Origin of the sequence: Kitasatospora arboriphila (genome assembly GCF_039528095.1) — a bacterium.
Lineage (GTDB): Bacteria > Actinomycetota > Actinomycetes > Streptomycetales > Streptomycetaceae > Kitasatospora > Kitasatospora arboriphila.
On sequence record NZ_BAAALD010000041.1, the window covers coordinates 1 to 12,601 of the forward strand.

12 protein-coding genes are annotated in these 12,601 nt (G+C 76.3%); 6 read left to right on the forward strand and 6 right to left on the reverse strand.

The window, feature by feature from the left end; all coding sequences use genetic code 11:
* Nucleotides 1–315 precede the first annotated feature (315 nt).
* Nucleotides 316–1,620: a GNAT family N-acetyltransferase gene (locus tag ABD353_RS21100; RefSeq protein ID WP_344625218.1), complete on the forward strand. Its 1,305-nt coding sequence runs from the start codon at nt 316–318 to the stop codon at nt 1,618–1,620.
* Between the two features lie 41 nt (nt 1,621–1,661).
* Here ABD353_RS21100 and ABD353_RS21105 read toward each other — a convergent pair whose 3' ends face one another.
* The gene (locus ABD353_RS21105; RefSeq protein WP_344625219.1) at nt 1,662–2,441 is read right to left on the reverse strand and encodes a TetR/AcrR family transcriptional regulator; all 780 of its coding nucleotides are present in this window, start codon (nt 2,439–2,441) and stop codon (nt 1,662–1,664) included.
* Between the two features lie 232 nt (nt 2,442–2,673).
* Here ABD353_RS21105 and ABD353_RS21110 point away from each other — a divergent pair, with 232 nt between their 5' ends.
* The gene (locus tag ABD353_RS21110) at nt 2,674–3,201 is read left to right on the forward strand and encodes a GNAT family N-acetyltransferase (RefSeq protein ID WP_344625220.1); all 528 of its coding nucleotides are present in this window, start codon (nt 2,674–2,676) and stop codon (nt 3,199–3,201) included.
* On the opposite strand, the gene ABD353_RS21115 is transcribed toward ABD353_RS21110, so the two are convergent.
* Together ABD353_RS21115 and ABD353_RS21120 are read right to left on the reverse strand one after the other, a co-directional pair.
* The gene (locus ABD353_RS21115; protein WP_344625221.1) at nt 3,189–3,668 is read right to left on the reverse strand and encodes a macro domain-containing protein; all 480 of its coding nucleotides are present in this window, start codon (nt 3,666–3,668) and stop codon (nt 3,189–3,191) included. The two genes, ABD353_RS21110 and ABD353_RS21115, sit on opposite strands and share 13 nt — an antisense overlap.
* Before the next feature lie 350 nt (nt 3,669–4,018).
* Nucleotides 4,019–5,302 carry an MFS transporter gene (locus ABD353_RS21120; RefSeq protein ID WP_344625222.1) on the reverse strand — a complete coding sequence of 428 codons (1,284 nt, stop codon included), beginning with the start codon at nt 5,300–5,302 and terminating at the stop codon, nt 4,019–4,021.
* A 131-nt stretch (nt 5,303–5,433) separates the two neighbouring features.
* On the opposite strand from ABD353_RS21120, the gene ABD353_RS21125 reads away from it, so the two are divergent.
* Nucleotides 5,434–6,405, forward strand: a complete 972-nt coding sequence (locus ABD353_RS21125) for a LysR family transcriptional regulator (protein WP_344625223.1) — start codon at nt 5,434–5,436, stop codon at nt 6,403–6,405.
* A gap of 28 nt (nt 6,406–6,433) precedes the next feature.
* Here the strand turns inward: ABD353_RS21125 and dmpI are convergent, their stop codons facing one another.
* From dmpI to ABD353_RS21140, 3 genes are all read right to left on the reverse strand, one after another.
* Nucleotides 6,434–6,730, reverse strand: a complete 297-nt coding sequence (gene dmpI, locus ABD353_RS21130) for a 4-oxalocrotonate tautomerase DmpI (RefSeq protein ID WP_344625276.1) — start codon at nt 6,728–6,730, stop codon at nt 6,434–6,436.
* 26 nt (nt 6,731–6,756) lie between these two features.
* On the reverse strand, nt 6,757–7,665 hold the full coding sequence (locus ABD353_RS21135; RefSeq protein ID WP_344625224.1) for a LysR family transcriptional regulator: 909 nt from the start codon (nt 7,663–7,665) through the stop codon (nt 6,757–6,759).
* Nucleotides 7,666–7,794: 129 nt separating this feature from the next.
* Entirely contained in the window at nt 7,795–8,409 is a 615-nt protein-coding gene (locus ABD353_RS21140; RefSeq protein WP_344625225.1) for a YceI family protein, read from the reverse strand.
* Between the two features lie 176 nt (nt 8,410–8,585).
* On the opposite strand from ABD353_RS21140, the gene ABD353_RS21145 reads away from it, so the two are divergent.
* The 3 genes from ABD353_RS21145 to ABD353_RS21155 all read left to right on the forward strand — a co-directional run bounded on the left by ABD353_RS21145 (nt 8,586) and on the right by ABD353_RS21155 (nt 12,551).
* Nucleotides 8,586–11,672, forward strand: coding sequence for an SNF2-related protein (locus ABD353_RS21145; RefSeq protein WP_344625226.1), 3,087 nt, complete (start codon nt 8,586–8,588; stop codon nt 11,670–11,672).
* Nucleotides 11,673–11,677: 5 nt separating this feature from the next.
* Nucleotides 11,678–11,905 (forward strand): hypothetical protein, encoded by a 228-nt coding sequence (locus ABD353_RS21150; RefSeq protein WP_344625227.1) that lies wholly within the window; start codon nt 11,678–11,680, stop codon nt 11,903–11,905.
* 85 nt (nt 11,906–11,990) lie between these two features.
* The gene (locus tag ABD353_RS21155) at nt 11,991–12,551 is read left to right on the forward strand and encodes a carboxymuconolactone decarboxylase family protein (protein WP_344625228.1); all 561 of its coding nucleotides are present in this window, start codon (nt 11,991–11,993) and stop codon (nt 12,549–12,551) included.
* Nucleotides 12,552–12,601 lie beyond the last annotated feature (50 nt).

A 12,601-nucleotide genomic window follows, 5' to 3' on the forward strand; every position in this document is an offset into this window, starting at 1 on the left:
AAGTTGGCCGGAAGGCCCGCCGGCGGGCCGTCCGGGCCGGCCGCCAGCGGGTGTACGCGGCCCGCCCGTCCGCCGCGGAGACCCCCGAGCCGTACGCCCCCTACCGCCACCCGAAGCTGCCGCACCCGCAGCCGCGCCGGCAGGGCTGACCGCCGGGCCGCGACCTGGTGCGGGCCGCGCCGGCGCGGGCCGTCGGTGGTGGGGCGGCGCCCCACCGGGCGGACTCCGCAGCCCCCGGGGACGTCACGCCGCCGGTGCCGCGGGCCGCGCCGAAATTCGGATGCCGGTCCCCGGGACCCGCCGTACCGTGGCCGGATGAGCAAGGACGCACCGGCCGGGGCCGGCCGGCACACCGAGGGGCGGCCGACCGCACCGGACGCCGTCGAGGTCCGAGCCGTCACCGAGGACGAACTCCCGCTGTGGGACCGTGCGGTGGCCCGCGGATTCCTCCGCCCGCACCTCGCCGAGGGCACCGAGTACCGGCGGCTGACCTTCGAGCCGGGCCGCTTCCTCGGCGCCTTCGACCCGTACGACCCGTCCCGCTGCGTGGCCACCTTCCGCAGCTTCGACACCGGGCTCACCGTGCCCGGCGGCGCCCTGCTGCCGGTCGACGCGATCACCGCCGTGACGGTCAACTCCACCCACCGCCGCCGCGGCCTGCTCCGCCGGATGATGGGGCAGGACCTCGCGGCCGCGAAGGAGCGCGGCAGCGCCGCGGCGATCCTGATCGCCGCCGAGCACCCCATCTACGGCCGGTACGGCTTCGGCCCGGCCACCCGCAACCAGTCCTGGACGGTCGACCTCGGCCGCGGCCGGCTCCGCGAGGACCTGCCCGCCTCCGGAGGGCGGACCGACTTCGTCACCATGGCCGAGGCCCGCAAGCACGGCGCCGAACTCCACGAGCGCTGGCGGCGGCGGCAGCCCGGCGCGATCGGCCGCAGCGACACCTGGTGGAAGCTGCACACCGGCGAGGTCACCCTGCCCGGCTTCGACTGGAAGGAGCCCTTCCTCGCGCTGCACCGCGATGCCGAGGGCACCGTCACCGGTCTGATCGCCTACACGGTGGACGACGTGTGGGAGGGCAACCTGCCGAACTGCACCCTCACCGTCCAGGACTTCCTGGCGCTGGACCGCGAGGCCGCCGTGGCGCTGTGGCGCCTGGCGTTCTCGGTGGACTGGGTCCGCACCGTCGCGATCGGCAACCTCGCCCCCGACGACCCGCTGCCGCTGCTGCTCACCGATCCCCGCGCGGCCGTCCCCGGCCGGGACAGCTCCGACTTCCTCTGGCTGAGGCTGCTCGACCTGCCCGCCGCGTTCACCGCCCGCAGCTACCGCGCCCCCGGCCGGCTGGTCCTGGAGGTCGCCGACCCGGACGGCTTCGCGGCCGGCCGCTGGGCCTTGGAGACCGCCGCCGACGGCACCGGCCGCTGCACCCCGACCGGGGAGGCCGCCGACCTCGCGCTGGACGCCTCGGCGCTCGCCGCGCTGTACCTGGGCACCGAGTCCGCCGTCCGGCTGCACACGGCCGGCCTGCTGACCGAGCTGACCGGCGGCGCGGCGGAGCGGGCCGACCTGCTGCTGCGCACCGCCGTGCAGGCCTGGAACCCGGACGGCTTCTGACCGGCGGGCCCCACTCCGGCGCGGGACGCCGGCCGCGGGCCTCAGGTCGCGGTGCGGCCTATCGTCGGCAGGATGAAGTCCTGGATCAGGCCCTTCACGTCCCGCACCAGCGGGCGGAACACCCGGTAGCGGGAGAGCACGACCACCTTGGCGACCATCGGGGTGGACCGGCGGACGAACTCGCGGGTGCGCTCCTGGTCCGGGGTGTGGTCGAAGACCCAGTACAGCACGATGATCATCAGGTGCAGCCAGAGCAGGTCCGGCAGCAGTTCGGCCAGCTCCTTGTCCAGCTTGGGTGCGACGTCGGAGCCGGTCAGCACGTCCCGGAACAGCCCGACGGCGGTGGCCCGGGCCCGGTGCGACTCGTTGGCGAACGGGCTGAGCGAGCTGTTCGGGTCGGCGGCCGTCCGGAAGAACTGGGCGGCGAACTCGTGGTACGGCGCGGCGGTGTCCAGCCAGGAGGACAGCGCCAGGTGCAGCCGGTCGGCGAACTCGGTGTGGCCCTGCATCCGCTGCACGGCGTCCACGGCGTGCTCGACCGTCATCCCGTCGTAGAACCCCTGGATGAGGAATTCCTTCGAGGCGAAGTAGTAGTACGCGTTGCCGACCGAGATCCCGGCCTCGGCCGCGATCGCGCGCATGGTGGTCTTCTCGTAGCCGCGCTCCTGGAACAGGCGCATCGCGGTCTCGAGGATCAGCGCCCGGGTCTGCTCGCTCTTGCCGGTCTTGGGGCGCGCCCGGCCACCCGGGAGCTCCGCCCCGAGCCCGGCGTCCTGGGCGCTCTCGTCCATGCCTGGGGTGCCGCCCTTCTGCTCGTCCACGGCCCTGAGCCTAGCCGGGCGCGGAGGGTGTCCCGCCCGGGCCGGGCGGCGCGGGCCGGGCGGAGCCGCACCGGATCTCCCCTCCGTACCCGGTGCGGTCCGCCCCCGCAGGTTTCGAACGCGTTCAAAACCTGCTCCGGGAGACTCTAGGGCCGCTCCCGGGGCGACTTCAAGCGGAACCGGCCGCGGCCGCGCCGGACCGGGCCCCGGCGGCCCGTGAAAGGCTCGGGACATGACCGCCGAGATCACCGTCCGCGAGGGCGGACCCGCCGACGCCCCCGCCGTCGCGGCCCTGCACGCCGACAGCCGGCGCACGGCCTACGCAGGCCTCGTCCCCGCGGAGGCGCTCGGCGACGGACTGCCCGCCCAGCGCCTGGAGATCTGGGAGCTGCGCCTCACCGCCGACTACGGCGGCCCCGAGCACACCCCCGTCCTGCTGCTCGCCGAGGAGCCCGGCGGCGCACCGGTCGGCTTCGCCTACCTGGTGCCCGAACCCGACGGCCGCGTCCTGCTCGACAACCTGCACGTCCGCCCCGGCCGCACCGGCGGAGGCATCGGCACCCGGCTGCTGCGCGCCGCCCTCGACCGCGCCGCACCCGCCGCCCTCCGCCTGGAGGTGCTGCGCGACAACCACCGCGCCATCGCCTTCTACGAGCGCGAGGGCGGGGTGCGCACCGCCGAACGGACCGCGGTGTTCCCCGGCGGCCACGAGGTCACCGAGTACGAGTACAGCTGGCCGCGGCCGGCTCACCGGTCGTAGACCGTCACGGCCACCCCCTGCTCGGCCAGCCGGGCGCGGACCAGCGGCTCCACCCGCTCCCAGCGGCCGCCGGCCAGCCCGCAGCCGATCCGCGGCATGTGCACCGACGCCCCCAGCCGCCGGGCGTGCCCGGCGAGCTCCGCCAGCCCCGCGTCGATCGCCTCGTACCGCACCGGCACCCCGCTGGAGCGGCCCGTGCGGATGCCCCGCTGGCCGACGAGGTTCGCCACCCAGACGTACCTCTCCACCTGGACCAACTGCACCGCGCCGAGCCCGAAGCCGTTCCGGGCCCGGTCGCGGTGCCACGCCCGGTAGGCGGCCTCCGGCTCCGGCCAGCGCCGCGACAGCGCCAGCACGAAGCCCTTGCCCCAGCCGCCCAGGTCGTTGCAGACGTGCGCGATCACCTTGACCCCGGCGCCCTGCGGCGCACTGGCGTCCCCCCGTACGTACGTGATCCCTGCGGCCATGCCCGCGACGCTAGCGCCCGGCACCGACAGCGGGCCCGGGGATTTCCGCCGGCCCGCGAGAGTGACGCGGGGTCAGCCGGGAGGGTGGCCGGGGCGGTGCGGTGGTGTCTCGGTGCAGGTGCGTGGTCTCTTCGGCGATGGCCTGCGGGGCTGGTGGCCGGTGTGGGCGCCGGGTGCCGGGGTCTGGTCGGTGCGGTGGGGTCGTGAGGGGTGGCGCGGCGTCGGCCGGGGAGGGTGGCCGGGGCGGCGCGGTGGTGTTTCCGTGCAGGTGCGTGGCCTCTTCGGCGATGGCCTGCGGGGCTGGTGGCCGGTGTGGCGGCGGGTGCCGGGGTTTCGTCGGTGCGGTGGGGTCAGTCGGCGCAGGCCGCGGCGGGTACGGCCCGGTCGGTGGTCCGGCGCTCGGCGGGGGAGGGGGCCGCGGCGCGCAGCCGGCGGGCGCCGGTCACAACGATCAGCAGGGCGGTGGCCGCGGCCGCGGCCGGGACGAGGTAGCCGGCGCCCGCGGGGAGGCGCTGGGCGATCGCGCCGCCGATCGCCGAGCCGGCCGAGATGCCGACCAGGATCGCCGAGACCGCCGCAGCCATCGCCTCGTTCAACCGGCCGGCCGGTACGAGCTGCTGGACGAGCGTCATCCCGCTCACCATGGTCGGCGCGGTGCCCGAACCCGCCAGGAAGAGGGCCGCCGCCAGCACCGCGGGCCCCGCGCCGAAGAACCCGGCCGCCGCGGGCAGCAGCATCAGGCCGGCCATCGCCGCGACGCCGCCGAGCAGCCGGGCGGCCGGGCCGCGGCGCGGCCGCAGCAGCCCGGACACCAGCCCCGACACGCACGATCCGGCCGCCACCAGGCCCAGCAGCAGCCCGGCCAGCGAGCCGTGCCCGGTCGCGTCGGTGTACGCGATGGTGGTGACCTCCATCGAGCCGAACACCACCCCGGTGGCGAGGAACATCGGCAGCAGCACCCGGAGGCTGCCGCGCCCGCCCGCCGGCCGGCCGGCCCCGCTCGTCCCCTCCTCGCCGGCAGTGCCCGCGGACGCCGGGGCGAGCGGCGGTTCGGTGCCGCGCTGCACGGCCAGCAGCAGCACACCGGCCGTGCAGAGCGCCCCCGCGGTGAGCAGCCCGGTTTCCGGGGTGAACGCCCGGCAGAGCAGGACGGCCAGCACCGGGCCGAGCATGAAGCAGAGCTCGTCCAGCGCCTGCTCCAGGGAGTTGGCGAGGTGCCGGCCGGCCTCGTCGCCGCGCAGCAGGTGCGCCCAGCGCGCCCGGACCATCCCGCCGACGTTGGGCGCCGTCGAGGAGGCCGCCCAGCACAGGAACAGCGTCCAGTCGGGTGCGCCGGACCGGACGCAGAGCAGCAGCCCCGCCGTCGGCACCACGGCCGCCAGGACGGAGGGCACCGCGACCCGGGCCTGTCCGTACCGGTCGACCAGGCGGCCCAGCAGCGGCAGCAGGACGGCGAGGGAGACCAGCCCGGCGGCGGAGACGGCCCCGGCCAGTGCGTAGGAGCCGCGCCGTTCCGCGATCAGGACGACGGTGGAGACCCCGCTCATCGACATCGCGAGGCGGGCCGGCAGCGCGGCGAGGGTGAAGGCGAGCGCCCCGGGCAGGGCGAGGATGCGGCGGTACGAGGCGGACACGGGTCTCCCGGTCGAGGATCGGCGGTGCCACCAGCCTCGCCGCCGCCCGGGCCGCAGGTCCAACACCTGTTCGGCCCGATTCACGCATCTGCGTTGTCAATCGGCGGCCGGTTGCCTACGCTGCCGTGATCATGCCCCAGGACCTGCACCCCCGGCTGCTGCGCGGATTCGTCGCGACCGCCGAGACCCTCCACTTCGGCCGGGCGGCCGCGCTGCTGCACCTCGCCCAGCAGGCGCTCAGCCGGGACGTCCGGGCGCTGGAACGGCAGTTGGGAGTGGTGCTGTTCCACCGCACCACGCGCAGCGTCCAGCTGACCCCGGCCGGGGAGGCCCTGCTGCCGCAGGCCCGCCGCCTGCTGGCCCTGCACGACGAGATCGTCTCCGCCGTCCGCGCCCGGCCCCTGCTGGTCGACCTCGGCAACGACGTGGACGGCGCCGACCTCACCCCCGGCCGGCTGCTCGCGGCGGCCCGCGCCGCGGAGCCGGAGGCCGAGCTGCTCGCCCGGTTCCACGGCGGACTGGCCGCCGCCGCGGCGGAGTTGCTCGCGCACCGGCTGGACGTGGCCTTCGGCCGGCAGCCCGGCCTGCCCGCCCGGGTCCGGGCCCAACTCGCGCACGTCCCCGTCCGGCTGGAGCCGATGGCGGTCTTCCTGCCGGCCGACCACCCGCTGGCCGGCCGGGCGGCCGTCCCGGTGGCGGCCCTGGCCGGCCACCCCGTGGACGTCCTGGCCGGCAACCCGGCCACCACCGAGTGGACGGACCTGGGGCTCAACCTGCTGGCCGCACACGGTCTGACGGCCGCACCCGGGCACGCCCCGCCGGTCGGCGTGCCGGAGCTCGCCCGCTACCTCGCCCGGCACCGCGAACCGGTGCTGACCACCGTCGGCGGCCCCGAGGTGCCGGGCTGCGTCACCCGGCCGCTGGTCGACCCGGTGCCGCTCAGCCTGGTGGGCCTGGTGCACCGGCCCGGCCTGCGCCACCCCGGGCTGACCGCGCTGCTCGCGGCGGCGGCGGACCTGGGGCGCCGGGAGGGCTGGCTGCGGCGCCCGCCGGGCAGCTGGCTGCCGGCGGAGGACGCCGCCCTGCTGCCCGGAACGGGATGACCCGCGGCCCTTGGTGGCGCGGTCGCGGCTACTTGTCCGCGATCAGGGTGCCGGCGGCGCCCCAGCTGTCGGCCGGGACCTCGTGGATCCACACCTGGACGGTCTCGGCCGGGATCTCGTAGGCCTCGACGAAGGCGTCGGTGATCTTCTTGACCAGCTCGCGCTTCAGCTCGACGGTGCGGGGGCCCTGCTGCACGGTGACGATCGGCATGGTGCTCTCCTCGGTCCTCGGCCGCCCGGTGCGGCTCCTCCGCCCGGCCCGGCCTCCTGGGAGGAGTCCACACCCGGGGGTGGGCCGCGACCCAGACCCGATCGGCTCTGGCAGCGATCACGAACCCTGATCGTTGCAGGTCAGAGGCTTTTCTTCGAAGGCGGGGCGGACTGCGCCCGGTCCTGCCGGCAGGCGCTGAGCAGCAGCCGGGGCAGCGGTGCGCCGCGCCGGACGGCCAGCGAGGTGGGCAGGGCGAGGCGGGGGGTGCGCAGCGGACGGAAGGCCACCCGGCCCGACACCGTCCTGCGGGCGTTCTCCGTGTAGACCACCGTCCAGGTGGCCGGGCCGGAGCCGATGGCGGCGAGGGTGTCCTGCAGGGTGCCGGAGGCCGGGCCCGGGACGGGCTCGAAGCCCGCCTCCCGGCAGGCGGCCGTCACCAGGTCGACCAGGGCGGGGTGGTTGCGCCGCTCGGTGAGCCGCAGCGGGAGCGCGGCGAGGTCGGCGAGGTCGATCGCGTCCTGTTCGGCGAGCGGGTGCCGGGCGGGCAGCGCGACGGTCAACTCGTCCTCCCAGAGCGCGAGGAGGCGCAGTTCGCCGTCCTGCTCCGGCGGAACGCCGCGGACGAAGGCGGCGTCGAGCCGGCCGTCGGCGAGCCGGGCCAGCCGCTCGGCGGCGGGCAGCGCGCAGAGTTCCACCTCCACGCCGGGGGCGTGCCGCTCGTAGGCGTCGAGGATGCGGTCGAGGCGGGTGCCGAGGCCGGTGACCGTGCCGAGGCGGAGGCGGTCCGGGGCGGTGAGCGTGGCGGCGAGGGCGCGCGCGGACCGTTCGGCGTCCAGGACGGCGCGGGCCGCGGGCAGGAAGCGTTCTCCGCTCGGGGTGAGCCGGACGTGGCGGGGCGAGCGGTCGAACAGCTCGACCTTCAACTCCCGCTCCAGGCGGCGGACCTGCTGGCTGACGGCGGGCTGTCCGAGCAGCAGCCGCTCGGCGGCCCGGCCGAAGTGCAGTTCCTCGGCGACGGCGACGAAGCAGTGCAGCTGCCGCAGTTCCATGGCCGTACCCCCCCGCTCGACCTGTGACTGTAGCCGACGGCGGAGCGGGCCGGCCGGGCCCGGGCACGGCGGGGCCCCCGCCGTCGGTGTCGGCGGGGGCGTGGCCGGGTGTCGCGAACCGTGCTGCCGTCAGGCGGACTTGACGGCGGAGATGTCGAAGGTGAGCTTGACCTTCTCGCCGATCAGCACGCCGCCGGTCTCCAGCGCGGCGTTGTAGGTCAGGCCCCACTCGGTGCGGTCCACGGTGGTGCGGCCCTCGAAGCCGATCCGGGCGGCACCGTACGGGTCGGTGGCGTGGCCGGTGTAGTCGAGGTCGAGGACGACCGGCTTGGTGACGTCCTTGATGGTGAGGTCACCGGTCATCCGGTAGGTGTCCTCGCCGATCCGCTCGGCGGAGGTGGAGGTGAACCGGATCTCCGGGTACGTCTCGGCGGCGAAGAAGTCGCCGGTGCGCAGGTGCTCGTCGCGCTGGGCCTGGCTGGTGTCCACGCTGGCGACCTTGATGACCAGCTCGGCGGAGGAGTTGCCGGGCTCGGCGCCGTCCAGCTTGAGCTTGCCGTCGTACTCGGTGAACTCGCCCCGGACGTTGGTCACCATCGCGTGGCGGACGGCGAAGCCGATCCGGCTGTGCGCGGGGTCGATGGCCCACTCGCCGCTCAGGTGGCCCAGGTCCGGGCTGTTGACGGCGGCCGGGGTGGTGGCGACGGCGGTGGCGGTGTCGTTGCGGCGGCTGAAGATGCCCATGGCTTCCTCCTCTGGTGCGAAGCCATATTGTTTAGGCTTCAACTTGTTGGCTCCACCATAACCCCATCTGGTTCAAAGTTCAACCACTAGTTTCGTCCGGCCGGGGAACGGCGGCCGGACTGCCCCCGGAGGCCCCCGGTTAAGGTGAACCGGTCGGCCCACGGAAGGTTCCACCCATGGACGCGCTGCACGCCCTCTGGCAGGACGGCGGCCGGCTCGCCCTCTGGGCCGAGAGCGGCGCCGCGTACCACGACCGGCCGACCCGCCCCGGGCCCGGAGCCGGCCCCGCCGCACACCCCTACGCCCTCCCCGCCGCCGCCGTCGCCCGCCTGCTCGCCGGCCTCGGCCCCGGCCCCGGCTGGCTCGCCGCCCAGGCCGCCGAACGCTGGGCGACCCTGCACCTGCCCTCGCTCGGCGGCGCCCCCGCCCCCTCGCCCCAACTGCCCACCGGCACCCGCCCGCAGGGCGCCGCCCCCACCCCCTGGCGGGTCCCCGTCCTCGTCCTCGAAGGCCCGCACACCGCCCAACTCCTCGGCGCCCTCTTCGACCCGCACCGTGCCACCGCCCACTGCCAGCCCGACGACGGCCCGCCCACCGAACTCGCGTACGGCTCCTCGCTGCGCTGGCTCACCGCCGTGCACGACCTCGCCTGGCGGCTGGTCGGCCGCGGCCGCGTCCTGCCCGCCCTCCACGAGGCCGACGGCACCCCGTACGCCCGCTGGCGGCCCGCACCCGACGGCGAGGACCGCACCGAGGCCGCCGCCCTCGCCGCCGGCTGCCCGCGGGTCTGCCTCGCCACCGACCCGGCGGCCGCCGCCGGCCGCCGCCGCGCCGACACCCTGCTCGCCGACGCGCTCGACACCCTCACCGACCTGGAGGCCCGGGCCGCCCTCGCCGACCGGCCGCCCCCACCCGGCGACGACCCCTGGCTGACCGCCCTGCACGCCCCCGACGGCCGCCTCGACACCGTCCCCGACGGACTCGCCGAACGCCTCGCCGCCTGGCATGCCCGGATCCCCGCCGACCCCGCCGTCCGGCTGGTGCTGCGGCTCGTCGAACCGCTCGGCCCCACCGAGGAGGAACCCGAGGGCCGCCCCGACGACGACTGGCGGCTCGACCTGCTGCTCCGGGCCGCCGACCGGCCGTCCCTGCTCGTCCCCGCCGCCGACCTGTGGACGGAGGGCCCCGGCCACGCCGCCCTCGCCCGCACCGTCCCCGAGCCCGCGGCCGCCCTCGCCGCCGAACTCGACCGGGCGGCCCTGCTCTACCCCGCCCTGCGCACCACCGCCCGCGAGATCCGGCCCACCGGCCTCGCCCTCGACCGGGCCGGCGCCCTCGCCTTCCTCCGCGACGCCGCCCCCGCACTCGACCGCGCAGGCTTCGGCATCCTGCTGCCCGCCTGGTGGCAGCGCCGCCCCCGGCTCGGACTCACCCTCACCGCCCGCACCGCCACCCCCGGCGCCGTCGACCGGCCCTCCCGCATCGACCGCGACGACCTGCTCGCCTTCCGCTGGCAGGCCGCCCTCGGCGACACCCCCCTCACCGAGGACGAACTCGCCGAACTCGCCGCCGCCCAACAAGGGCTCGTCCGCCTCCGCGGCCGCTGGACGGAGGTCGACACCGCCCAGATCCGCGCCGCCCACGCCTTCCTCACCCGCCACGCCACCGGCACCATGGACCGCGCCGACCTGCTCCGGCTCGCCCTCGACGAAACCGCGCACATCGTCGGCCTCCCCGTCACCGCCGTCCACGCCGACGGACCGATCGGCGACCTGCTCGCCGGCCGCGCCGGTACGGACCCCGCCGACACCTCGGACGAGGCCGCCCCGCCCGGATTCCACGGCGAACTCCGCCCCTACCAGCGGCGCGGCGCCGCCTGGCTGCACGCCCTCGGCGGACTAGGCCTCGGCGCCGTCCTCGCCGACGACATGGGACTCGGCAAGACCGTCCAGACGCTCGCCCTGCTAGCCCGCGAGCACGCCGAGGGCGCCACCGGACCCACCCTGCTGGTCTGCCCGACCTCCATGGTCGGCACCTGGCAGCGGGAGGCCGCCCGCTTCACCCCCGGCCTGCGCGTCCGGCTCCACCACGGCCCCGAACGCGGCACCGCCCGCACCGCCGCGGCCGTCGCCGACCTCGTCGTGACCAGCTACGACACCGTCCGCCGCGACGCCGCCGACCTCGCCGCCGTCCGCTGGCGCCGGATCGTCGCCGACGAGGCCCAGGCCGTCAAGAACACCGCCACCGACCGCTCCCGCGCCCTGCGCTCGCTGCCCTCCGGCCCGCGGATCGCCCTCACCGGCACCCCCGTGGAGAACCGGCTCGCCGAACTCCACGCCGTCCTCGACTTCGCCAACCCGGGACTCTTCGGCAGCGCCGAGTCCTTCCGCGAACGCTTCGCCGTCCCCGTCGAGCAGAACGCCAACCCGGCCGCCGCCGAACGGCTGCGCCGGCTCGCCGGGCCGTTCCTGCTGCGCCGGGTCAAGAGCGACCCCGCGATCGCCCTCGACCTGCCCGCCAAGCAGGAGTTCACCGTCCCGTGCGGGCTCACCGCCGAACAGGCCGGCCTCTACCGGGCGGTGGTCGCCGACCTGATGCAGCGCCTCGACGGGACCCGCGGCGTCGAACGCAAGGGCGCGGTGCTCTCCGCCCTCGGCCGGCTCAAGCAGGTCTGCAACCACCCCGCCCAACTCGTCCGCGACCGCGGCCCGCTGGCCGGTCGTTCGGGCAAGATCGACCGGCTGGAGGAGATCCTCGCCGCGGCCCTCGCGAGCGGCGAGCGCACCCTGGTCTTCAGCCAGTACACCGAGTTCACCGCCCGGCTCCGCCCCCACCTCGCCGAGCGGCTCGGCACCGAGGTCCTCCACCTGCACGGCGGCACGCCCCGGCCGGAGCGCGAGCGGCTCGTCCGGCGCTTCCAGGAGCCCGACGGACCCGGGGTGTTCCTGCTCTCGCTGCGGGCCGGCGGCACCGGACTCACCCTCACCGCCGCCAACCAGGTCGTCCACCTCGACCGGTGGTGGAACCCGGCCGTCGAGGACCAGGCCACCGACCGGGTCCACCGGATCGGCCAGCGCCGCGGCGTGCAGGTCCGCCGGCTGGTCTGCACCGGCACCGTCGAGGAACGGATCGCCGACCTCGTCGAGGCCAAGCGGACCCTGGCCGGCACCGTCGTCGGCGAGGGCGAGCAGTGGATCACCGAACTCTCCGCCGACGCCCTGCGCGACCTGCTCACCCTCTCCGCCGACGCCGCCGGAGCCTGACCGCCGTGACCGCCGAACGCCCTGACGAACGTCCCGACGCCCGCCCCGCCGCCGTCCCGGCCGGAGCGGACCGCGCCTTCTGGGAAGGCGACTTCACCCTCCGCACGGACGGCGACGACCGCCCGGCGGCCCCCGCCCTGGACCCGCTCGGCCCGTCCGGTTGCACCGTGCGCGGCCGCGACCTCGCCGACCTCCTCGCCCCCGCCTACCGGCGGTTCACCGGCACGGGCTGAGCGCACCGCGCCCCCCGGTGTCACGTTTCCGGGCGCCGCGCCGTCCCCTCTGCGAGAACAGCGCGACGACCCAGGAGGCACGGCCATGGCCCGCATCCCGCTCACCCCGCCCCGCACCCTGCTCAACCGCATCGGCGCCTGGTACTCCCAGCGGACGTACGGCAAGGTCCTCGACCCCGGGCTCGCCCTCGGCCACAACAGCCGGGTGCTGCTCACCTTCGTCCGCACCGAGCGCGGCGTCGCCCGCTGGAACGCCCTCGACCCCGGTCTCAAGCACCTCGCGGTGATGGCCGCCGCCGCCCGGATCAACTGCTCCTGGTGCCTGGACTACGGCCACTGGGCCGCGGACGGACTCGGCCTGCCGCTCGACAAGATCGCCCTGGTGCCGCAGTGGCGGGAGCACACCGAGGCGTTCACCGAACTCGAACAGCAGGTGATGGCCTACGCCGAGGCGGTGACCGAGACCGAGCCCGCCGTCACCGACGAACTCGCCGCCGCCCTGCTCGCCCGGCTCGGCGAGGCCGCCTTCGTCGAACTCACCGCCATCGCCGCGCTGGAGAACTTCCGCTCGCGCATCAACAGCGCCTTCGGCCTGACCAGCCAGGGCTTCTCCGCGGCCTGCGCCGTCCCGGCCCCGACCGCGTAGCCGCCCGCCCCGTCCGGCCGGCGCGGCGGAAAACCCCCTGCGCGGCCGGG